The 23,123-nt window shown below is 42.5% G+C and carries 20 protein-coding genes; all 20 read right to left on the bottom strand.

What is annotated here, in order from left to right; translation table 11 throughout:
* Positions 1–193: 193 nt before the first annotated feature.
* Positions 194–2,254, bottom strand: coding sequence for an ATP-dependent zinc metalloprotease FtsH (gene ftsH, locus PBAT_RS18350; protein WP_068651630.1), 2,061 nt, complete (start codon positions 2,252–2,254; stop codon positions 194–196).
* A 94-nt stretch (positions 2,255–2,348) separates the two neighbouring features.
* Positions 2,349–2,888, bottom strand: coding sequence for a hypoxanthine phosphoribosyltransferase (gene hpt / locus PBAT_RS18345; protein WP_068592304.1), 540 nt, complete (start codon positions 2,886–2,888; stop codon positions 2,349–2,351).
* Between the two features lie 70 nt (positions 2,889–2,958).
* Positions 2,959–4,380 carry a tRNA lysidine(34) synthetase TilS gene (gene tilS / locus PBAT_RS18340; RefSeq protein WP_068651628.1) on the bottom strand — a complete coding sequence of 474 codons (1,422 nt, stop codon included), beginning with the start codon at positions 4,378–4,380 and terminating at the stop codon, positions 2,959–2,961.
* 39 nt (positions 4,381–4,419) lie between these two features.
* Positions 4,420–5,370: a serine/threonine protein kinase gene (locus PBAT_RS18335; RefSeq protein WP_068651626.1), complete on the bottom strand. Its 951-nt coding sequence runs from the start codon at positions 5,368–5,370 to the stop codon at positions 4,420–4,422.
* On the bottom strand, positions 5,354–6,094 hold the full coding sequence (locus tag PBAT_RS18330; RefSeq protein ID WP_068651624.1) for a vWA domain-containing protein: 741 nt from the start codon (positions 6,092–6,094) through the stop codon (positions 5,354–5,356). Before PBAT_RS18330 ends, PBAT_RS18335 begins: the two co-directional genes overlap by 17 nt.
* A gap of 122 nt (positions 6,095–6,216) precedes the next feature.
* A complete protein-coding gene (gene spoIIE / locus PBAT_RS18325; RefSeq protein ID WP_068651622.1) occupies positions 6,217–8,727 on the bottom strand; it encodes a stage II sporulation protein E in 2,511 nt (836 codons plus the stop codon).
* 437 nt (positions 8,728–9,164) lie between these two features.
* Positions 9,165–9,701 (bottom strand): S1 domain-containing RNA-binding protein, encoded by a 537-nt coding sequence (locus tag PBAT_RS18320; protein ID WP_068592313.1) that lies wholly within the window; start codon positions 9,699–9,701, stop codon positions 9,165–9,167.
* Between the two features lie 124 nt (positions 9,702–9,825).
* The gene (locus PBAT_RS18315; protein WP_068651620.1) at positions 9,826–10,161 is read right to left on the bottom strand and encodes an FtsB family cell division protein; all 336 of its coding nucleotides are present in this window, start codon (positions 10,159–10,161) and stop codon (positions 9,826–9,828) included.
* 13 nt (positions 10,162–10,174) lie between these two features.
* Complete coding sequence (yabQ, locus tag PBAT_RS18310) at positions 10,175–10,744, bottom strand: spore cortex biosynthesis protein YabQ (protein WP_068651618.1); 570 nt, start codon at positions 10,742–10,744, stop codon at positions 10,175–10,177.
* Positions 10,741–11,025: a sporulation protein YabP gene (gene yabP / locus PBAT_RS18305; RefSeq protein ID WP_068651616.1), complete on the bottom strand. Its 285-nt coding sequence runs from the start codon at positions 11,023–11,025 to the stop codon at positions 10,741–10,743. Before yabP ends, yabQ begins: the two co-directional genes overlap by 4 nt.
* A 165-nt stretch (positions 11,026–11,190) precedes the next feature.
* Positions 11,191–11,463, bottom strand: a complete 273-nt coding sequence (locus PBAT_RS18300) for an RNA-binding S4 domain-containing protein (RefSeq protein WP_068651614.1) — start codon at positions 11,461–11,463, stop codon at positions 11,191–11,193.
* Positions 11,464–11,465: 2 nt separating this feature from the next.
* Positions 11,466–11,738 (bottom strand): HU family DNA-binding protein, encoded by a 273-nt coding sequence (locus tag PBAT_RS18295; RefSeq protein WP_068532663.1) that lies wholly within the window; start codon positions 11,736–11,738, stop codon positions 11,466–11,468.
* A gap of 163 nt (positions 11,739–11,901) precedes the next feature.
* Positions 11,902–13,401 (bottom strand): bifunctional methyltransferase/pyrophosphohydrolase YabN, encoded by a 1,500-nt coding sequence (gene yabN, locus PBAT_RS18290; RefSeq protein WP_068651613.1) that lies wholly within the window; start codon positions 13,399–13,401, stop codon positions 11,902–11,904.
* Between the two features lie 92 nt (positions 13,402–13,493).
* Positions 13,494–15,194 (bottom strand): putative polysaccharide biosynthesis protein, encoded by a 1,701-nt coding sequence (locus PBAT_RS18285; RefSeq protein ID WP_068651611.1) that lies wholly within the window; start codon positions 15,192–15,194, stop codon positions 13,494–13,496.
* A gap of 226 nt (positions 15,195–15,420) precedes the next feature.
* Positions 15,421–15,963: a stage V sporulation protein T gene (gene spoVT, locus PBAT_RS18280; protein ID WP_068592332.1), complete on the bottom strand. Its 543-nt coding sequence runs from the start codon at positions 15,961–15,963 to the stop codon at positions 15,421–15,423.
* A gap of 258 nt (positions 15,964–16,221) precedes the next feature.
* Positions 16,222–17,280: a peptidylprolyl isomerase gene (locus PBAT_RS18275; protein ID WP_068651609.1), complete on the bottom strand. Its 1,059-nt coding sequence runs from the start codon at positions 17,278–17,280 to the stop codon at positions 16,222–16,224.
* Positions 17,267–20,791, bottom strand: coding sequence for a transcription-repair coupling factor (mfd, locus tag PBAT_RS18270; RefSeq protein WP_068651607.1), 3,525 nt, complete (start codon positions 20,789–20,791; stop codon positions 17,267–17,269). The genes PBAT_RS18275 and mfd overlap by 14 nt, the downstream gene beginning before the upstream one ends.
* Before the next feature lie 185 nt (positions 20,792–20,976).
* Positions 20,977–21,207 (bottom strand): anti-sigma-F factor Fin family protein, encoded by a 231-nt coding sequence (locus tag PBAT_RS18265; protein WP_068651605.1) that lies wholly within the window; start codon positions 21,205–21,207, stop codon positions 20,977–20,979.
* A gap of 184 nt (positions 21,208–21,391) precedes the next feature.
* Positions 21,392–21,952: an aminoacyl-tRNA hydrolase gene (pth, locus tag PBAT_RS18260; protein ID WP_068651603.1), complete on the bottom strand. Its 561-nt coding sequence runs from the start codon at positions 21,950–21,952 to the stop codon at positions 21,392–21,394.
* Between the two features lie 138 nt (positions 21,953–22,090).
* Positions 22,091–23,044 carry a ribose-phosphate diphosphokinase gene (locus PBAT_RS18255; protein ID WP_068532679.1) on the bottom strand — a complete coding sequence of 318 codons (954 nt, stop codon included), beginning with the start codon at positions 23,042–23,044 and terminating at the stop codon, positions 22,091–22,093.
* Positions 23,045–23,123 lie beyond the last annotated feature (79 nt).

Genomic DNA, 23,123 nt, shown 5'->3' with positions numbered 1-23,123 from the left:
TGTCATGCTAATCTAATATATTCTCTTACTTACCAATCAAGTCCAACCAAGAAGGTCTTTGTTGTTTAACAACTAATTTACACAACGTTCACCACTCTGTCAATCAACTCAACCACCCCTACAAAAAAAAGAACCCCGTATAACACGTTCATGTTATACGGGGTTCTCACATGATTAGAAAATACACTAATCACTATTTAATTTCTGGTGGTGTTCCGCCTTCATTGCCTGAATCGCTAGGATCGTTAGAATCACGATCAACTGAATTCGGTATCGAAGTCGTGTTTGGAATATCTCCTGTCGGAGTTACGTCTGTTTCATCACTCTTAGGAAGAATGCGAACCGTAACATCACCCACAGTTTCTACTATTGGCGTACCCACTTCGGTTGGTGTAGTCTCAGTAGACTTAGCAACCTTATCTGAAATAGATCCGGTTTCAATCAGTTGTTTAATCTGATCAATTTCCAAGGTTTCTACTTCCAATAGGGTATTTGCAATAAGATGCATTTCTTTTGAATGTTTGATCAACAAGTCCTTACAACGGTTGTAACAGTAGTTGGTGAAATACTGCATTTCCTGATCAATTTCATATGCGATAGAATCACTATAATTCTGCTCGTGTCCAATATCTCTTCCAAGGAATACTTGACCCTGAGAAGAACCGAACTGCATTGGTCCGAGCTTTTCGCTCATCCCGTATTCCATGATCATGCTACGTACAATGCCTGTGGCTTGTTGGAAGTCACTGTAAGCACCTGTACCAATTTCTCCGATGAAAATTTCTTCTGCTACACGTCCAGCAAGGAGCCCTGTAACTCTATCCAGCAATTCGTTCTTCGTAACAAGCATACGATCTTCCTTCGGAAGCATGATCACATATCCGCCTGCGCGTCCGCGCGGGATGATTGTAACCTTGTGAACCGTATCGGCATGTTCTAAGAAATAACCTGCAATCGTATGACCTGCTTCATGATAGGCAACAATTCGTTTCTCGCGATCACTGATGACACGACTACGTTTCTGTGTTCCTACAATGATACGATCAATGGCTTCATCTACTTCATCCATCGAGATATCTTTACGATTACGACGTGCAGCAATCAAGGCAGATTCATTAAGTAAATTCTCCAAATCTGCACCGCTGAATCCAGTCGTACGCTTAGCAATGACATCCATTCTTACATCTTCTGTCATTGGTTTATTACGTGCATGTACTTTCAATACTGCTTCGCGACCCTTAACATCTGGGCGATCTACCGTAATTTGACGGTCGAAACGTCCGGGACGTAGCAATGCCGGATCTAATATGTCAGCACGGTTGGTTGCAGCAACGATAATAATACCTTCATTACCACCAAAACCGTCCATTTCTACAAGTAACTGATTGAGTGTCTGTTCACGTTCATCATGTCCGCCACCTAGACCAGCGCCACGTTGACGTCCTACAGCATCAATTTCATCAATAAAGATAATACATGGTGCATTCTTCTTCGCATTCTCGAACAAATCGCGAACACGTGAAGCTCCTACCCCAACGAACATTTCTACAAAGTCAGAACCTGAAATACTAAAGAAAGGTACTCCCGCTTCCCCTGCGACTGCACGAGCTAACAACGTTTTACCTGTTCCCGGAGGTCCTACTAGTAGTACCCCTTTAGGAATACGAGCACCTACAGCTGCAAATTTACGAGGATCTTTCAAGAAGTCAACAATTTCAACGAGCTCTTGTTTCTCTTCATCAGCACCTGCAACGTCCTCAAATGAGACTTTCTTCTTCTCTTCATTATATAACCGGGCTTTGCTCTTGCCAAAGTTCATCACTTTGCCGCCGCCGCCTTGCGATTGATTGAATATGAAGAAGAAGAGAACGAACATAAGAATCAATGGAACAAAGGAGGACAGTAATGTTAACCAAATACTCTGACCTTCCATCGGCTTCACTGCAAAGCTGAAACCGTTCTTAGCACTCGCTTCAGTCATTTCATTCACTGCAAACTCAGTTCCAGGAATATAAGTCATGAAACTATCAGACTTACCTTCTGGTGCCTTCTTATATTTACCAGTCACTAGATAGGCGTAATTATCAAATTGCGCTTCCATCTCAGCGATGTTATCAGCCTGAATCTGCTGGCGTAACTGGTTATATTTAGGGGCATCAGCGGCTTCATTACTATTGCTGAGGAATTGTACAATACCCACCACGACTAAAAATAGAATCAAATAAAAACCAGAATTACGGATGAACCGATTCATCCCCTACCTCCTCTCAAGACACTAAGTTATTTTACCATAACCTGCCAGTATGTCTCAATAGAGGCATCTGACAAGAAGTTATAAATAAACTGTATTAAGTTGTGTAAATTTCCGGTTTAAGTACACCTACATAAGGTAGGTTCCGGTACTTCTCTGCAAAATCTAAACCATAACCGACTACGAAAGCATCAGGTAGTATAAATCCTGTATAATCTGCTTGTAAATCTACCGTACGGCCAACTGGTTTGTCAAATAACGTAACGACTCGTGTAGATTTTGCATTACGATTATTTAGCATTTCAATGAGGTAACTTAGTGTAAGTCCACTATCGATAATATCTTCTACGATCAATACATCCCGTCCTTCAACAGGAACGTCTAGATCTTTAATGATTTTGACAATGCCCGTTGATTTAGTGGCTGCCCCATAACTAGACACTGCCATAAAATCAAGTTCAATCGGCACTGTTATCGTCTTAACCAAATCTGCCATAAAAATAAAGGCACCTTTTAGAACGCATATCACAAGAGGATTACGACCTGCATATTCGGCACTTAACTTACGTCCGAGTTCTGCAACCTTCTCCCGGATGTCTTCTTCACTGATGAGTACTTCTAGTATATCATTCTGCAACTGACTGAACCCCCTACGTTAAACTATGAAAGTATTACACCAACCATTACTATTAACCAATTTGTTGCGCTTATGCATCTTCAAGAGACATATGAAGAATAGAAGTCGTATGCTGATTGACAGGTGCATGGATAGATCGTCGTATTCCTGGTATCCAAACCATTTGGTTATTACCATCAACGATCATAGGAATTTGAGCACGTATGGATGGAGGCACTTTATCATCCATAAGGATATCCTTCACCTTTTTGCTACCGTTTAATCCCATCACTTTCATGGTATCGCCATCCTGCCTACATCGCAAGGTCAAGGGCAAAGATAATTGATCTGCGTCAAACACCGCTTCGTGACCTTGTAATTCAGCTCGTGACCATGACTTCTGTTCTCTCGAATAGACTACCATTCTCAAGATCTTCCCAATTTCGCTTACCTTAAGTTCGGGTACAACTGCATTAAGTTGATATGTATACCTTACTCTCTGCATAAATGACTTAGGCTGAAATGTAACGACATCATATTCCTGTATACAGACGAATCCCCCACCTAGGTCTCGGCTCCACGTCGAAGGAGCTTTCTGTGTTATGGCATCGCGAAGGGTCTCGATCTTGTTATAATCAGTGAGCTCAGAGTCCACTGACATGTAATTTAATATTAGTTTAATCAACCTCCGTTGTAAAGCGACATGTAGGTCTGAAAAGGAAGATACGCTAAAGGTGAACCTTTCACCGACTTTACGCACCAATTCATGGTACAACTTCGCAGCTGCCTGCTCCATATAATCGTCCTCAGCGGTCATTACATTGGATAATTGATTCAAAGCCTGTGTAATCTGTCCATTATATTGCCCTAAAAAAGGGAGTATATCCAGACGGATCTCATTACGTCGATACTTCGTTTGCAAGTTACTCTCATCAATGGCGTACACTAGACCTTCGTTTTCACATACATCAACCAAGGCTGTTTTGTATATACGTAAAAGAGGACGGATAAGTTCCACATTTTTTATCATTCTATTAAACTTCATGCCAATAAGACCAGATGGACCACTTCCTCGTAATAGATGAAGAAGAACCGTTTCTGCTTGATCGTCCGCATGATGGGCCGTTGCGATAGAACGGGCACCATATTTCATAGCTGTTTTAATAAGAAACTCATATCTTTTATCCCTTGCGGCCTCCTGAGTACCTTTTCCACTTTTTATCATATAAGCAGGAACATCAACAGCCTCCATTACAAATGGAATATCGAGCTTAGCTGCCATATGCTCCACCATCAGAGCCTCTTCATCCGATTCCACTCGAAAACCATGATGGACATGAGCGCATATGAGCTTCAATGGCATATGGCGTTGTGATATTTCATGCATAATATGCAAAAGAGCCACAGAATCCGGTCCGCCGGAGACTGCGACTATAATGGTATCGTGAGGGAGCCATAGGCCCTGTTCTTCCGCAGTGCGAAGAACATGCTCTACCAAGAGGTGCATTCTCATGTTTCGTATGCTCCTTTTACCTTAAACTCGTATACTCCCTTATAACCAAACCGCCAAGCATACGACACCACATAACAGTAAGAATGAAAAAGTAAAGGCATATCTTAACCAACGAGGTGTCTTATGTGAGGGCTTGTTTTTAGCGAATACAGGTTTATTTATTTGTTGCTTCCATAGATTCCAAGCTTGATCTGACCCTTCAAATTCTCCACGAATCGCTTTGGTCAACCAACCCGCGTAAGGCTTCAGCTTTTGACTTCGCTGAACAAGAAAGAGTAGATCCGACACGCTACGCGTCTGAGGAAGATGCTGTGTAGCGATAGCACGCAGACCTTCTCCATGAATTAGATGAATACAAAGAATAGCAAAGGCAAACAGGTCATACCCTTCGTCGCTTCCACGAGTACCGGCATTCCAATAACCCCTGTCATACCATTCTGTAAATTGTTTCACACTACGGCCTATTGAACTTACGCCGCCATAGTCGATGAGCTCCACTTCACCATACTCAGATACCAATACATTCTCAGGTTTCAAATCTCCAAACACGAACCCTAACTGATGTAATTCACGAAGTTTCTCTAATAGACGTAAACCTACTATGCTAATCCACTCTTGTCCGCGTTTGCGTATGAAACGGTGTAGTGGGCTTCCCTCCACGTATCGCATTACATAAAAAGGGATCTCCCGATGGCGTTCTGAATAATCGTCTACTTCGAGTAAATAGGGCCTATGCACAATCCCTTCTTGCTTATCTTTTTGTTTCCGCTGTATCTGTAGTGAAGTCAGAACATTAATCTCCGACTGTAACTCCAACGTATCATTTCCCATCTTCAGCGCATAACGCTCCCTGTAACCTGCCTTTTGGACCAGATAAACAGTTCCATTAGCCCCTCTTCCGAGTATACGTTGGATCACAAAACGACTATTTCGCCATTTCCCCGTGATCACCGTACCCGCTGAGTATTCGGGATTAGACGACGTAATCACCGCGTTTTCCTTCTCCCTCATCGGAATTCCCCCGCCATGCTTGATGTTCATCTAGTGTACCATAACGGAAGAAATCAATCACCTTCATGATCGCTGGTCCTGTTGGAGTCGCTCCTTTCATGCTAATGCGATTGAACAACGACTTTAGCTTCCCAAGATCAGAAGTCCAATTCACATTCATAATGGCATCTTCTCCACTATGTCGCCCTGGATAATGAAATACAGCTAATTCACTAAAACCTTCCCGAGCCTGTAAGCTTAGCATCAAATCGCGTATAGCTTCCTCGACAGCGAATAGTTTTGGCTTCATGCTCGCACTAGCATCAATGATCAACGCAACTTGAAGTGGTGTTGTCTCCGTTAATTCGTCCACCACCTCAACGACCTGTGAACGGCGATTTGGAGGCAAATCCTCTAACGTTGATCCTCCTAATATATGTTTCAACTCTTTATTAACGGCTTGTTGTATGGTCTGCACAACCGTCTTCCGAGTCATCATTTGCATTGTTTGTGCTAACTTCTGAGTTCCAACTATTCGACTAATTCCCCCGCCTGCTTTGGCAATATCAGCAATTTCTATACTACCAAGCTCACCAATGGTACCGTAATCTACGACACCTACCACATTCACGGTTATACCGTCTTCTAGTGCATGTGTTGCGGCTAGAATTGGGCTGACTCCCATATTTGAACATCCATCTGTTATCAACAAAATTTGCTTCATGTCCGATCACCCTCCCAATGGCAAAAGTTTTATTCTCTCTATCATTTCCACAATTGAGAGAATTCAAACAAGGAGTTTCTAAGTGATCCATACTTTTTTAAGGGACTCATTTCATTCACAAACTAGCTAACCGTGCGAGGCCGATCTATACGTGTTATTCCAGGCACGTGTAGTGTAGCCCATTTCGGCTGAAAACGTTCCACCTTTCCTACAACGACCGTCATGTCATCATGGATCTGATTCTGCTGATAACGAATAACCTTTTCCAACAGACAATCTGCAATATATTGCGGATCATCACTCTGAATCTCTTGAATAATTCGTTTCATCCACAATTCTTTGTTCGTCGCATAACCTGGAGCATCATATAAACCGTCTGTCATCATGATGAGAATGTCACCTGCTTGAAGCTGAATGGTGACCAAATCCACTTCGATTTCTTGGATGATCCCAATCGGAAGATTACTTGCGGAGACAACAATGACCTCTTGCCCCCGTTTGATAAAGCTCGGGGTAGATCCTATCTTCATAAATGTCGTCTCAGCCGTATATTGGTCGATCAATGCCATATCTACCGTTGCATATATTTCATCTGGCGAACGGAGTAAGAGAATTGAATTAACCGACTTGATGGCTAATTTCTCATCCATACCGGATTGCAGTAGTTGCTCCAATATATTAAGTGCAGTACTGCTCTCTTGACGTGCGCGTTCACCATTACCCATGCCATCACTCAAAGCAACTGCAAATGTTCCATTGCCTAACTCCACTGTACTGAAACTATCGCCCGAGAATACATCTCCTCCTTTGGCAGCTCCAGCAACCCCTGTTGTGATTTCAAATGTTTTGGCTGATCCAAATACGACTGTTGCTAGTCCGTCCCGTGCACCAGAGACCGTTTCCTGCATCACAGCAATGTGTTCATCTAGAATGTTTGATAGAAGTGGAGCAATGATTTTACGGCACTCATCATACCCCCGCGTATACGCATGAACAATCTCGATCTCAACTTGTCCAGAATCTAGATTGATAATATCAATCCCATGAACAGAAAGTCCCATCTTCTCCAATGCTTCTCGAATCTCCTCTTCTTGTTGGTACATTGCTTGTCCTTCTCTTTTGATCTCACGTGCTAGATCATCCATCACTTGCGATACACCTGACAATTGTTCGGCCACTAAATGACGACTATCGTATATTTGCCGCTTCCACTGCATATCATGTTGATAGAGATGGTATTGTTTCTTCATGACCGCAAGCACATCTCCGGTCTTGTGACACACTCTATTCCATTCATGTGGAACTTTATCAGGAGATAGATCTGGATTCTCTTCTACTGCACTCATCATGTCCGTCATATATTTATATGTTTGGTAGAACTTCGTATCCCAGCAGTGTTCATTCTTGAAGCATCCCGAACAAGTACCTTGTGTAACAGAATTCATGAAATGATCCATTTCTTCGGTACGCTTACTAACTTCACCAGCACCTGAAACTTGACCAAAACTTTGGGATAATTGTCTAAACACATGCGAGAACTGCGTCACCCGATCTGCAGTCAAATCACGTACCCTCTTCGCATATTCATGCTGGGATTTCGTATGGTCCTGCGTACCCGGTACATATTTCGATATCATGCCAATCACCGTCTTAGGTGTAAGCATAAAGAGAACAACAGCAGCACAAGTCTCCCAAGTAGACGTTAATACATTACCCGGACCAATGAAATAGATTGAAAGTATAGACGAACCTATAAGCATCCCCACGGCTACCGTCGCTCGATTCCCTTCTCGCAACATACCAGCAAGCATCCCGGAAAAGGCAAGAAGACTCATTTGATAGATGGCTGTGATATCGGCCAAACTTAGAATTAATCCTGTTACCACGCCAACTGAAGCGCCTAAAGATGCTCCACCTACGAAAGCGAACAACAGAATCAAGTAACGAGATAAAATATGCTCAATCGATAATGAATAAATACTCCAACCTACAGCTCCCGTCATGACAGAAGCTAACAATATAATTAAACAAAGGACCTCTTCATTTTTTAGTTGATAGTTCTTTTTGCGATATGTAAATACCGGAATTGCTTGAATAAATACCATCGTAAGCACAAAGCTTAGTACGGCATCCAAAGTCATCATGAGTAGAGAATACCACGTTAACGATGTCCCTAAGAGAATATGGAATAGATTCACACAGAACGTGGAGACAAATACCATGATAGGAGCATAGGATAACTCTGCGTGTTCAAAAGCCTGTAACCCCTTATGAATGAGAAAGAAGATCAACAATTCTGAGGATATAATGATGGCAATCGGAAAAGGTGCAAAAAGACTACCTGCAATGATGGCGACTGTGACGACCGGAAGATAGTCTCGACGCATGAATAAAATAACAGCAAAAAATGCTAATGCAAAAGGGGATAACTGATCTAATATCATTGCCTTTCCTAACAGGAAACCCATAAACGTCAGTACGATCATCCATTTCTTAGCTGCAACAAGATGTACTATCCGCCGAACGACACTCCCCTGTGTCATACGTGCAATCCATGAACCTGATGGGTAAGCAGATTTTTCTCTTTCTGCCATATGTACCCCAGGGAAGTTAATTACATTTCTCTTTTCCATAATTTTAAGCACCGCCCTTAATAATGTTTGTTGGTACCCATTATAGAGTGGGGTGTGCGAGAAAGTTTGTCATAACAGCGGACAGGCTCTTAAGAAATTTCCGACAAAAAAGCCTCCGTTGCGGAATGTCGGGAATGAGCCTCAATCGCTCTACACGCAACGTTTTAAAACTACCATCATGATTTTCACTTTGCTAAAATTGGAAGACGCATGTTCTTTTTTATCTAGCGATTGTCCATGAGATATCTGGAAATCAGTTGGAAGTTGTCGGTAACTTAAGATAGGCGACAAAAAAACCGTAGAGGCATCTGCCTACTACGGTTATCTTAAAATATAAGAAACTATATGTTTTACTTGATACTCTAGTCCTTATATTTCCGCGTGAAACGGGTACCACCTTTAGGCGGTATAGCCGTTTCTACTTGAGATATTGACTATTACATGCGCTTAGCGCCACGGCCGCCACGTTTGGATTCCGTATTTTTCTTGATGGACGATGCCCGTTCTTCGCTATCTTTTAGGAAGCGTGACACTTTATCCTCGAATGTAGCTTTGACAGCAGGCTTAAACGAACGCCCGCCTCGTTCACGATTGTAACTACCACCGCCGCCACCGCCGCCACCTTCTCTACCGCCACTAAATCGTTCTCCGCCGCCTTCTCTACCGCCAGCACTGCCTCCAGTACTACCGCTACGTTCAGGTCTTGGACTTCTTGGTGGTCTTGCTGCTTCTGGTGGCTTGTCAACAGTTTGTTTGATGGATAGTCCGATCTTGCCGTCCTTGTCGACATTGATCACCTTAACCGTTACGACATCATTGATCTTCAAATGATCATTAACATCCTTAACGTAATTATCAGCGATTTCTGAGATGTGAACGAGACCCGTGACACCTCCTGACAGATCCACGAATGCTCCAAAATGGGTTATGCCTGTCACTTTGCCTTCTAACTTGGTGCCTACTTCGATTGCCATAGAATAAAATGATCCTCCCCTAAAAAATATACAGCAAAATTTATAAATCTTGGCTGTGGTGATTTGATTATACATAATGCGCAAAGTAAGGTCAACAAACGAATGACCTGCACCTGCGCCTATATTACGGGCTTGAGACGTCCGGACGAATTGGAATTTCTTCTGGTCTATATAGACCGTAATCCTTACGTGCCAATTGCCCGATATATTCAGGATCCTGTAATCGGTTAACATCATAATTCAGTTCTAATACAGATTTGTCCGTTGCAGCCTTAGCCGCTTGCTTCTCGATTAATTCAGCGTTCGTCACGGCGATTTGTGAATTCTGACTCAATATAGTATATCCTGCCCAACCCATAAAGAGAACCATAAAGCACATCCATAACGACAATCGTCTGCGCCCGCCTGCATATTTTGTTGAGCCTTGATTAACTGTTGTCTGCGAGGCATACTTGCCCATGAATGAAACCTCCCTATGACCAGCGATTCCACAACTTCATACAAATCTGTTTAACCCTCTTGATCCGCTCTTTCATTCTCAGCTTGGTTGTTAACGGATGAAGCATCCATTTCAACAGTCTCCAAAAAGGATGTAAGCATCGTAACACAACGCCAAAAATGAACGTAATCAATGTCCACATGATACCTAATATACTCACTATTAACCGATATAGAGTTCTAATGGGCAACCAAATGACGACTATGAATAACCTCTTCAACAAATATAATACATATTGTACTACCTTTATTAACATTACCACAAATCGCTGTGTTGTAACACTTAAGATTAAAAAATAGCCCCACACGCCTATAAACAACCCAACAAATGCATAAAACCGCAACTGCCCCTGATTGCTAATATAAAGCATCCTAAATATAAAAAGGGCCATTCCACACCAGTACAATAAATCGAGCACATGGATTGTCCACTTGGGAAAATGGAACTGATTGGACAGCACCCGGTAGCTGTCATAAGCCAGTCCCATCGCTGCCCCTGAGAATATCATCCAAAACAGCGTAATCCACTGAACGTAGGGACTCATTTAAATAGCTTGCCCAACATTCCTTTATTTTTACTATGGTGGGATCCGGGATCCAAATATACAAGCGAATGCACAAGCCCATCGATGGAGAGGAGACCATCCTCCAAACTGAGGTTTTTAATATGTAAGTTCTGACCTTTAATGGTCAAATGTCCGAGTTCTGTCTGCAACAGAAACTCCTCGCTGTCGAAGCTTTCAACATTGATAACGCCTGTCATATGAATCTGTCTACGGTTTTGCATATGAAGATCATGCACCTTCGGTTTTCCTTGCTCAATCATAGCATGTACCCCTCCTTCTACAAATAGCTTATGGCGGGCATTGATCCATTAGAACTTCATAACCCTGACAAATATAATCTCTGATCTCAAAATAGCGCAAAAGAAAGAGCGTCCTCTTCATTTAAGAAGAGAACGCTCTATGATAAATCTTTCACCTATTACTATTTAGAGACCTGTCTCTCTAGCAATAGGTTCTTCCTTAACCAAGGTGTAAAGGCTTGTGGCCTCTTCCTTACGGGTGCTCTCAGCAAGTCTCTCAACCCGAACCGTAACCAGCTTCTGGCCAAATTGAACGGTAATTTCATCGCCCACTTTTACCGCACTGCTAGGTTTTGACTCTCGACCGTTGATAAGTACCCGACCTTGATCCGAAATATCCTTCGCTACGGTACGCCGCTTGATTAACCTTGATACTTTAAGGAATTTATCAATTCTCATAACTATTTTACAGCTTCTTTAAGTTTGTTGCCCGCTTTGAAAGCTGGAACTGTAGATTCAGGGATTTCAATCGTATTTCCTGTTTGTGGATTACGACCTGTACGTCCTGCACGTTTGCGAGTTTCGAATGTACCGAAACCGATCAATTGTACTTTATCTCCGCCTGCCAATGCATCTGTTACTTCGCCTAGAAAACCATTCAAAACGGATTCAACATCTTTCTTAGTCAATCCACTTTTTTCGGAAATATTGTTAATAAGGTCTGTCTTGTTCATCATTAGTTCCTCCTAATATATATATAAGTTGTTATTACCATCGGTATGGGACTTCGGCTAACAAATCCGACATCACACCGGAATTGCACTATATGGGTATTCTTGATTTAGATGCAAAATCCTGCTTTTCCGATGTAATTTTTAATTTTTTGTTCGAAATTTGTTATTTATTGACGCTTTGTGTTTTGGCGAGGTTCCATATCTCATCCATTTCTTCTAACTTACTGTCCATAATGGATCGCCCTTGTGACCTTAAGTGTTCCTCAATAAAATGGAACCGCGATACGAATTTGTGATTTGTCTTCGACAATGCTTCTTCTGGATCAGCATGAATAAAACGAGCAATATTAGAAACAGCAAACAGTAAATCACCAAGTTCTAACACCTGTTCCTCGTGACTCAGTTCTTGTTCAATAGCTTCACGCAACTCAAGCAATTCTTCTTCTATCTTGGCAAATACACCCTCGATATCATCCCAATCAAAACCGACTTTAGCAGCCTTTTTCTGCAATTTGTAGGCCTTCATCAGCGCCGGGAATTCGCGTGGAACACCATCTAATACAGAAGTCGTGTCCATACTCAGCCCTTTAAGACGTTTCTCCTCTACCTTCATCTGATCCCAGTTTTGAAGAGCCGCTTCCGAATCCTTTGCAGACGCATCGCCAAATACATGGGGATGGCGGAAGATCAACTTATCATTAAGACCTTTAATGACGTCATATATGTTAAAGGAACCGTTCTCCTCCTCCATTTGGGAGTGAAGCAGTATTTGTAGCAACAAATCGCCTAGTTCCTCCTGCATATGCTCTGGATCGTCCTCATCGATGGTCTCTATCACTTCGTAGGTCTCTTCAATGAGGTTTTTGCGTATCGAAACATGGGTTTGTTCTCGGTCCCAAGGACATCCTTCTGGACTACGAAGTATACCTACTATTTCATGTAACCGGGCAAATGTCCGTTGACGCAAATGATCTTCATTACTTCTAGGTACATATACCAAGGATAGATTTCCAAATCCCTCTACACGATCCAACTCGTATAATGGTACGCGCACAATATCCTCTTGTCCCTCTACACCCAAAGCGTGACCCACGATCACCGTATAGTCATCTGGATAAACTTCCATCAGACTTAACTTCACCTCTGAAGCAGTATACACATCATACACTTGTCCTATTAAAGTATGTAACTGCGGCTGTATAAGTGTACTATTCAGTCCCGCTGCATCCAACAACTGAAAGCCTTCAATCGGATCAAAGCCAAGTCTTGTGAAAGCTTCATCTAGAAAGCTCTCTCCGCCAAGCACACGTAATGTAATGCCTTGTTCTGGACAACGCTCTCGTAGTAACTGGACTGTTGATTCCGCTACCATAGGGTGACCTGGAACAGCATACACAATCTCTGCGCCCATTTCACCTGCGCGAGCCTTATCCATTAGTTGATTAGCAATCGTATTATATACCTCTGGAAAAGAATCATGCGTCTCATATATTCCGTCAAATGACTCAATAGACAAGTTCCATTCATCAATTGAGGACATGACCGGATGTTCTTTTGTTCTAACGTATATACTTGTAGCCTTTTGTAATGTCTTCACAATACCAACCGTGAGCTGGTCGGGATTTCCCGATCCTAGACCTACGACAGTTAATGTTGAGCTCATACGCCTACCTCCACTCTTTATTCGCCCATGATGACGAAGGGACCATGAATAGAATACTACAGTACCATATGGACTATTGTAGCGCACAAATCTTAGCGTAGCACGCGTAGCCTTTGCAGTAATTTCGTAAGTCCACTTCCAACCTTAGGTAACATACGTAGCTCTTCCTCACGGATCAGCTTCGTAAGCACCACTAGGATGACAAATACAATGGCACCTGCGGTTACACCGCTAAGACTCTCCACTACAGCAACCATTCGCCCTGCGCGCAGCCCTAGCGCAGAGAACACAGTCGTAGCCGCCCACTGGGCGCCGACTGCGGCACTACCCAGGCCGACTAGAATAATTGCCGGCTTAAGCAGTAGAGCGCCAACACCAAGGCGCAGGCCGGCGCTACGGACGAGCAGGGCTACATTCAGTGCTGCGGCCAACAGTTGCGCGACCACGAAAGCGATGGCCGCACCAGTGATGCCAAATTTGGGTACTAACCACAAGTTGAGCAGCGTCTTTGCTAACGCGCCGACGAGCAAGTTCACAGCCGGTGCTTTCACAATGCCAATACCTTGCAGTAGCGCGGCAGAAACCAAGCTAATCGAACTGAACGCAGCTGTAAAGGCAATCCAACGCATCGTGTCTGTACCTGCTGTATCCTGATACAACATCACATTAATCGGTTCTGCCAATACACAAAGACCTACAGATGCTGCAAGTCCCATCATCCAAAACCAACGAAGCGCTAAACGACATTGATTCTGCATCAATAGGGTATCACTCTTAAATCTCGCCTCAGCTAACGCCGGAATGAACAGCACGGATAGCGATGTCGCCAACATCGTTATCAGTTGGACAAGTGGCATGCCGCGATTATAAATGCCGAACTGAATCATCGCACCAGAATCGCCAATTCCACCTGCCTTCAGTAGTTTAGGAACCGTAAACGTATCGACCAAATTCATTAAAGGCAGAGCCAAAGAAGCAAGACAAATAGGAATAGCATACACCGCTATTTTCCTCAACAGCATCCATGAACTCTCTGATCGTATAGGGTCACCCAACCTATTCACTGCAACTGCTACCTCTACATTGCTTACTCTCTCACGTCTTGTCTTTGCATCGACAGGAATCAACCTCTTGTTTACCCTTGTGCGATACCTACGCCAATAGAACAGCATCACCAGTAACCCTGCAGCCCCGCCAGCAGCAGAACCAAAAAGCGCACCTGCAGCAATATCCTCTGGTCCCGCCTCTCTTGAGGTTAAATAGAGTAGAAGCACAATCATAACGGTAACGCGAACACTCTGTTCCACAATCTGAGAGATCGCCGTAGGAACCATATTCTGATGTCCTTGAAAGAACCCTCGAAGCAAAGACATCAAGGGAACAAACAAAAAAGCGACGGAGACGTAACGAATGGCTGACGCCACATGAGTATTATCAATCCACCTTGCAATTAATGGTGCACCCAAATAGGTGCAGAGCCCAAGAATGACACCCAACAATCCAATAAACCAAGAAGATAGCCGTATAATCCGTCTATTCTCCTCGTCGTTACTAGTAACATCGTTTTCTGCCACGAACTTAGAGATCGCGATAGGGAACCCTGCAATAGCCAACGTGATTACCAATGAATAAAATGGATAAACAGTATTATAAATGCCAAACACGACATCCCCACCCATATTTTGCAAAGGGATTTTTTGCAATGTGCCAATTAACTTGGAGAGCACAGTGGCTAGCGTTAATATGAATGCACCATGTAGCATTCTTGAGGCTACGCTCACGTTATCCTTCATGAGTTACTTCCCTACTTTTCGCGGTAATTAAGATGGTTTACTCTATAGATTGACTAAAGGCGAAATCCCCTATTCATGATCATTTATAGAAGTGATTGAATTGGTGAGCGCAAACTTTAGTTCAATCTATATCCATTATAACCGCGATCAGTGTCACAAAAAAACTCCCGCTTCTTTTGCTCCGTGTATAAGGAACGAAAGAATAACGGGAATGGTCTTGGATTTCTTATTGTTCCATTTGTTTGCCTAGGAATGAAGCAGCTGTCTCAGCCATCTTCACTTCCATCTGGCCCATTTTCACTGATTCATCTTTGTTCATAAGAATGACAGATCCAATCGGATCTCCACCCGAAATGATCGGTGCTACGACATAGGATGAAAGTGTCTCCTGATGGTCTTTACTGAGTTCATAACTTCCGCTGTTCGTTTCCAACAACGATTTACGACTATCCATACAATTCTCAATAAGTATCCCCACTTGTTTATCTAGATACTCCTTTTTAGAGCCTCCAGCTACAGTTATGAAGGTATCTCTATCCGAGATGATTGTAATATGTCCTGTTCCCTCAAATAATGATTCAGCGTATTCCTTAGCGAAATCACCAAGCTCTCCGATTGGTGAGTATTTCTTCAATATCACTTCACCATCACGGTCTACGAAAATCTCAAGCGGGTCTCCTTCGCGGATTCGCAATGTTCGTCTAATTTCTTTCGGGATAACAACTCTGCCTAAGTCATCAATACGGCGTACAATTCCAGTAGCTTTCATTTCACATGTTGCCCCACTTTCTAAAGAAGATTTTTCAACTACTGTTTCAAAAGGGAAATGGAGAGCCCCCAGATCAGTTATAAGTGTGATATCTGACCATAGTATTTAACTCTATCCACTTCCTTATACATACAATACACATAATAGTTATGATAATTGATCATAACCAATCTTTCATTTCCGCTTTTCATTAACAATTCAACAAATCTTACTTGTCCCTTACCCTTGCTTGTCCCACTAATAGCACTATTCGTGATATTAAGGTGTTGTGACTTCAGTCTTTGTTTCATCATTTTTTGTAGCGTCAGTATCTGTTCCTGTGGAGTCTTGTCCTGTTTCAGGAGTCGTCGTTTTCTCATCCGTCTTCACTTCTGGAGATTTCGGCAAGTTAACCTTTTTGATAATATCTTTCAAGTCATTACTCATAAATTCATCGATTTTACTTGAACCTATCGAATTCTTAATCGCATCTTTTTGTACTTGTGTTAATTTATCAAAAGGTGTCTCTGTACGTGACTCCACCTTCAAAATGTGATATCCATAATCGGTCTCCACAGGATCACTAATCGTGTTCAGTGGAAGGGTCACTGCGCTTTGCTTGAATGCTTCTACCCAATTACCAGCAGGTGTATCTGCATACAAACCGCCATTTTCTACAGAACCTGGATCCTCGGAATATTTCTTCGCAATGGTCGCGAAGTCTTCACCCTTATCCAACTTAGACTTCACTTCTTTGGCAATCTTCAAAGCTTCTTCCTTGGTACGTTCTTTCTGATTAGCATCAGTTAAAGAAATAAGAACATGTCTAAGCGAGACGATCGTGAAGTCTTGTTTCGTAGCATCATATTGTTTCTTCACTTCTTCATCTGTTACCTTACGAGTCATATCCTCCATTGAGATCATGACTTGTTCCAAGTAGCCCAACAAATCGGATTCCTTCAGTTCTGCTTTTTCCAACATGGTTTTGAATTGATCTGCAGTAACCTGCTTCTTCATTTGATCCAATTGATCAACCGCTAATTTCTTACCCGCTTCTTTAGCTTCATCGGTTGCTTTATCGCTCAAATACTCAAAAGCCACTTGTTGGTTCACAAGATATGTTTTGAAATCTTCCATTTCTGCTAGTTGCTCATACTGTGGTGATAAAAAGATAAGCACTTTTTTCTCGATATTGTATTCTTCGAGCGTAAGTTCGCCGCCCTTGTAGGTTGCAACAACGTCTTCATTACTTTTACCACATGCAGATAGCAAAGATAGCGTTAATACCGCCACTAGCGTAATAGATACTAATTTCCATGATTTCTTATTTAACAACATCCTGAAGTTCCCCTTTCGATTTGAACGGCTCTCGGACGGCTTCAAGAAATTGTTCCAGAAGATCCAACAGCTGCTTTTCCTCAAGTCCCTTGCCCTTCACGCGTATAGTCATGACAAGCTCTTGTTCAAATTGTACACGTCTTTGAAACGAATTTCCAATGGAGGCTAATTTAGCATGATCAACTGCCTTCTCTTGACCTGCATAAAATTTAAGTGTGACATCGTCTCCACGCTTCACAATCGACTCAATACCATACATTTTGCCATATACTTTCATACGTGCTACAGCAAGCAAATTCACGACCGCCTCAGGTAGTTCACCGAAACGATCCATTAACTCGTCTTCGATCTCGGAAACCTCTTCAAATGAAGTGGTAGCTGCTACCTTTTTATAAATTTCAATCTTTTGAATACTATCGTAAATATAATCAGAAGGCAAATAGGCATCTATAGCGATATCGATAAGTGTATTCCAAACCTTCTGTGGAGGAAGCTCTTCGCCCAATACCGTGACCTTTCGTTTTTGAATTTCTTCAGCTAGCATTTGTGAATATAGATCGAATCCAACGGATGCAATAAATCCATGTTGCTCGGCTCCCAGTAGGTTACCCGCACCACGAATAGAAAGGTCTCGCATGGCAATCTTGAATCCTGATCCAAGTTCGGTAAACTCTTTGATCGACTGAAGACGTTTCTCTGCTACTTCAGTTAACACCTTGTCTTTCTGGTACGTAAAGTAGGCATAAGCAATCCGATTGGAGCGGCCTACACGACCACGCAACTGATATAGCTGGGACAATCCCATTTTATCGGCGTCATGTACGATGAGCGTATTCACGTTAGGAATATCTACACCTGTCTCAATAATACTGGTACTTACCAACACGTCATATTCACCATCTAAGAAATCAAGAATGGTCTTCTCAAGTTCCGACTCATTCATTTGGCCATGGCCTATACCTACTCTAGCTTCTGGAACAAGTGCAGAAATCTGACTCGCCATTTCTTGAATTCCTTGTACTCGATTGTACAGGTAATACACTTGCCCACCTCGGGCAAGCTCTCGTTCCACAGCTTCTCTGACAAGGGTCTGGCTATGTTCGACAACATATGTCTGCACTGGGAACCGATTCTCTGGTGGCGTCTCAATAACGGACAGATCCCTAACACCTAACATGGACATATGGAGCGTACGTGGAATTGGCGTCGCTGTTAACGTAAGCACATCAACATTCGTCTTTAGCTTCTTCAACTTCTCTTTATGTGTTACACCGAATCGTTGCTCTTCATCCACGATCAGAAGACCCAGATCTTTGAATATGAGGTCCTGTGATAACAATCGATGTGTCCCAATAATAATATCTACTGTTCCTGCCCGAATTCCCTTAATGGATTCGTTCTGCTCTTTACGAGAACGGAAACGACTTAAGACCTTGATGTTAATCGGATAACCCGAGAACCGTTCACGGAACGTCTCAAAGTGCTGTTGAGCTAAGATCGTTGTTGGTACCAAGACAGCTACCTGTTTACCCTCTATAGCAGACTTGAAGGCAGCACGAATAGCTACTTCGGTTTTGCCATAACCCACATCTCCACAGAGTAGGCGATCCATCGGACGGCCCTGCTCCATATCCTTCTTGATCTCTTCAATCGCTCTTATCTGATCTCGAGTCTCATCGTATGGGAACATCTCTTCAAATTCTTGCTGCTCGGCAGAGTCCTTCTCAAATCCATAACCTGTCGTCGATTGACGTTCAGCATACAATTTGATTAGATCATCAGCGATATCCTGAACGGTAGAACGAACCTTGTTCTTCACTCGTACCCAATCATTACCACCAAGCTTATAAATCTTCGGCTCTTTATCCTCGGAACCTACATATTTCTGAATGAGATCTATTTGCTCAATCGGAACGGATAACTTGTCGCCTCCGGCATAAAGAATATGTAAATAATCCTTATGAATACCGTTGATATCTAGTGTGCCGATCCCCACATATTTACCTATTCCATGGTTTGCATGTACGACATAATCACCGACCTTAAGTTCGGTATAACTTTTGATGCGTTCGGCGTTATCAATGTTTTTGGTAAGCTTACGAACCTTGCGTTGCTTCTGAGAGAACATCTCACCCTCTGTAATGACAGCCAAATGAATGGAAGGCAACTCAAATCCAGTCTGCAAATTACCTTGGAGCATAATCGGCTCATCAATACCGTAATCCAGCAATACGCGTCTCATACGCTCCATACGTTCATCATTGCTGGCAAGCATCATGACACGAACACCGGATTTATGCCAACGTTCCATTTCAGACTTAAGAACATTCATCTGACCATGGAAATCTTGCATTCCTCGACTAGTAATATTAAGTATGTTTTGAGGCTGGGTATGAGGAACTTGACGTAAAAAGATGGAGAGAAATAACGTCTGGAATCGACGTTCATATAAGACCAAATCGTTATCAACTGACAAAGGCATTTGTGGTAACATTTTGCCATTCTGCAATAGGTGCAAATTCCACTCAGACTCGTCACGTTCGAGCTGCTTCGCCGTTTCGACTAATCTTGTAGGTTCATCAAGAATCAGAATCGTATCTGTTGGAAGATAATCAAATAAGTGACACTGTTCTGGATATAGTAAAGAAATATATTTGTAGATTTCAGGGAAATACACATGCTCACGCAGCATTTCCATCTCTCGCTGTATTTCCTCTTGAAGTCGAAGTTTAGCCTGGCGATCTGTCATCTTATCAAGCTGGGCTTGTAGTAAAACACCTGCCGCATCGGCAGCTCTCTCTAATCTTGCGTGATCCGCAATAATTTCCTTACATGGTGTAATCACAACTTTGTTAACTTTATCAATAGACCGTTGATCGGCCGGATCGAATGTACGGATGGAGTCTATTTCATCATCAAACAACTCTACCCGATAGGCGAGTAAAGATGTCATTGGATAAAAGTCAATAATGCCTCCACGTATACTCATCTCACCTTTGCTTTCTACCCGTTCAACGCGTTCGTATCCCATTTCAATCATGCGCATGAGGAAAGAATCCAGTTGTAATGTACTTCCATACTGGATTGTTATCTGTGCATGAGCCATGACTTCTGGGGCAGGAAGAAGCCTCCTAACACCAGCAACAGGAGCTACTACAATCCCATTAAACCCTTGTGCGCATTTCATTAATACATCAATACGTTGAGCAAGCGTTTCAGGACTAGAAACAGCCGATTCAGCAGCCACTAACTCATTTGCAGAATAGAGCAACACTTGATCTGGAGAAAGCGCTTCCTGTAAGTCTTCCGCCATTTTCTGAGCTGAGAACATATTATGGGTCACAATTAACAACGGACGTTGTACCTCTTCGTGCAGTGACGCCATCATGATCTGCCTTGCAGATCCAGATAATCCCGAAATGAGCTGTTCCTTCATACCAACAGATATTCCAGATGCAATCGATTTTAAATCAGGGTCCTTAGAAAAAGCTTCTATAAGTGCTTGTAGCAAAAGTGGCACCTCTCTTATACTTACTAGTAAACAATAGATTTAACTCCATGTTTTTACCCATACCTCACGTACACAACATAAATGATAATATCGTCAAAAGAAGCCTCAGCAAACTGCCAAGGCCATGTAACGACGGTGAACCCGTCGTAAAGACAAACAAAGATTAGTCTTAGGCTTCACTCTTATTACTGAAGTGGATTAGATATCAAGCTTAATTCAGGATGATATGCTAACGCTTCATTACAATATTCACAAGTGACTCTAACCGTCACTTCCCCGCTCAAATCATACGCTATTATATCTCGACGTTCTGCAGGGGTCAAGGAATGAAAGCCTAGCTGTGCCTCGGTAATCAGACTTGAATCAATCGTGCCTAATACCGTGTTACAGTGTCTGCAGATGTATTTTATAGCCATTTTATGCCTCCTGAGGGTCATTTATACCCTCATTATGCCCTGACCCCATAGAGTTTAGCCCTTTAAGTATTTTTTTAAATATAAGAAAGTATAAGGATCGCTTGATACTTCACTTCATATATTTCCGCGCGTACAACATGTGCCATCTTGAAAAAGGGACGGCATATCCATTTCTACGTGTGTCTTAGCCATTATACTTCGCCATCGTTTGTTCAAACGAATGGTCAAGGCTATATTCAATAGCATCGCAACTATTATCTATCATTTGTAGTACATAATCCTTCTCTTTCTTAGCAAAAGGAGATAGTACATAATCCACTACCGCAAGTCCAGGTACTGGACGCGATATTCCCAGGCGAATTCGATTAAATGTCTGTGTACCCGTGTGTTGAATAATAGATTTGATCCCATTATGTCCACCAGCACTCCCTTGATATCGGAGCCGAAGTTTACCTACTTCCGTGTCTAAATCATCGTAGACAACAATTAGATCTTCCAGATTGGCTTTATAATAACTCATAAATGCGTGTACAGATTCACCTGAAAGATTCATATAGGTCAACGGTTTAATGAGCGTAACCTTGGTCCCACCAATGTTGCCTTCTCCAATATGTGCTTTACATTTACTAGGTCCAAAGACAATCCCATGGCGTGCCGCGAAGGCATCTAGCGTCATAAATCCTACATTATGGCGTGTCTTGTCGTAAGCGGAACCTGGGTTCCCAAGCCCTACAATCCATTTCATTGATATATATATCCTCCATCAGCCATTATTTCATACAGTATTTAAGCCGTTGAATAACTCTAAGATGTTATAGAATGCACGATAAGGGTTATATCGCCTCATGACGAGGCGGTATAACCCTTTATTTAATCTACAATCCTACTCGATCTCGAAGAGTTTACTGATTGATAATTCTTCGTGAACACGAATAATGGCTTCACCCATCAACGGAGCTACTGAAAGCACCTTAATCTTGTTACTCGGATTAGGGTGTGTAATCGGAATTGTATCCGTTACGATAACTTCCTTCAGTGGGGAGTTCTCAAGTCGTTCCATAGCTGGTCCTGATAATACAGGGTGTGTACAGCATGCATAGACTTCTTTTGCTCCGCCCTCCATCAACGCATTTGCACCTAATACAATTGTGCCTGCAGTATCAATGATATCATCTATCAATATGGCCGTCTTACCTTCAATATGACCGATAATGTTCATGACTTCACTGACATTAGGCTCAGGACGACGCTTATCTATAATAGCAAGCGGTGCATTAAGGAAATCAGCCAATTTTCTAGCACGTACTACGCCACCATGATCTGGAGAGACCACGACAGGATTCTCAATCTGCATAGAACGGAAGTATTGGGCTATTATTGGAACACCCAGCATATGATCTACAGGAATATCAAAGAATCCTTGAATCTGCATAGCATGTAAATCCATCGTGATTAAACGATGTGCACCAGCCTTTTCGATCAGATTAGCTACGAGCTTCGCAGTAATCGGATCACGGGATCGTGCCTTACGATCTTGACGAGCATATCCGTAATAGGGAATCACGACATTGATACTTTTCGCAGATGCGCGTTTCAATGCGTCAACCATCACCAACAACTCCATCAAATTATCGTTAACGGGACCACAAGTGGACTGTACGATATAGACATGACATCCCCGAACACTTTCGGACAATTTGACTTGAATTTCGCCATCACTAAAGCTCGTCGTATGAGAATCTCCCATAGGAATGCCGATATAATCAGCAATTTGATTAGCAAGCTTTGGATTTGAGTTACAAGTGAATAATTTTAATTTGGAATCACAATAAGTCATAAAATAAAAACCCTCCGTGCGGATTCATTGAATTCATGTCTGATATTACCTACTGATTCATTCACATAACTGATTGAAT

This window comes from Paenibacillus antarcticus (assembly GCF_001637225.1).
Lineage (GTDB): Bacteria > Bacillota > Bacilli > Paenibacillales > Paenibacillaceae > Paenibacillus_AQ > Paenibacillus_AQ antarcticus.
The sequence above is the reverse complement of the archived record's forward strand: the minus strand, read 5'-3'. Positions and strand labels throughout refer to the sequence as shown.

Coding starts and splice junctions, on each gene's coding strand:
- PBAT_RS18295 (WP_068532663.1), bottom strand. CDS start 11,738: ATGAACAAGACAGACCTTATTAACAATATTTCCGAAAAAAGTGGATTG.
- PBAT_RS18300 (WP_068651614.1), bottom strand. CDS start 11,463: ATGAGAATTGATAAATTCCTTAAAGTATCAAGGTTAATCAAGCGGCGT.
- spoVT (WP_068592332.1), bottom strand. CDS start 15,963: ATGAAAGCTACTGGAATTGTACGCCGTATTGATGACTTAGGCAGAGTT.
- PBAT_RS18320 (WP_068592313.1), bottom strand. CDS start 9,701: ATGGCAATCGAAGTAGGCACCAAGTTAGAAGGCAAAGTGACAGGCATA.
- pth (WP_068651603.1), bottom strand. CDS start 21,952: ATGAAATGGATTGTAGGGCTTGGGAACCCAGGTTCCGCTTACGACAAG.
- ftsH (WP_068651630.1), bottom strand. CDS start 2,254: ATGAATCGGTTCATCCGTAATTCTGGTTTTTATTTGATTCTATTTTTA.
- yabP (WP_068651616.1), bottom strand. CDS start 11,025: ATGATTGAGCAAGGAAAACCGAAGGTGCATGATCTTCATATGCAAAAC.
- PBAT_RS18285 (WP_068651611.1), bottom strand. CDS start 15,194: ATGAAGGATAACGTGAGCGTAGCCTCAAGAATGCTACATGGTGCATTC.
- spoIIE (WP_068651622.1), bottom strand. CDS start 8,727: ATGGAAAAGAGAAATGTAATTAACTTCCCTGGGGTACATATGGCAGAA.
- tilS (WP_068651628.1), bottom strand. CDS start 4,380: ATGAGAATGCACCTCTTGGTAGAGCATGTTCTTCGCACTGCGGAAGAA.
- PBAT_RS18265 (WP_068651605.1), bottom strand. CDS start 21,207: ATGGCTATAAAATACATCTGCAGACACTGTAACACGGTATTAGGCACG.
- PBAT_RS18275 (WP_068651609.1), bottom strand. CDS start 17,280: ATGTTGTTAAATAAGAAATCATGGAAATTAGTATCTATTACGCTAGTG.
- yabN (WP_068651613.1), bottom strand. CDS start 13,401: ATGAGCTCAACATTAACTGTCGTAGGTCTAGGATCGGGAAATCCCGAC.
- yabQ (WP_068651618.1), bottom strand. CDS start 10,744: ATGAGTCCCTACGTTCAGTGGATTACGCTGTTTTGGATGATATTCTCA.
- PBAT_RS18330 (WP_068651624.1), bottom strand. CDS start 6,094: ATGAAGCAAATTTTGTTGATAACAGATGGATGTTCAAATATGGGAGTC.
- PBAT_RS18255 (WP_068532679.1), bottom strand. CDS start 23,044: ATGACTTATTGTGATTCCAAATTAAAATTATTCACTTGTAACTCAAAT.
- PBAT_RS18315 (WP_068651620.1), bottom strand. CDS start 10,161: ATGGGCAAGTATGCCTCGCAGACAACAGTTAATCAAGGCTCAACAAAA.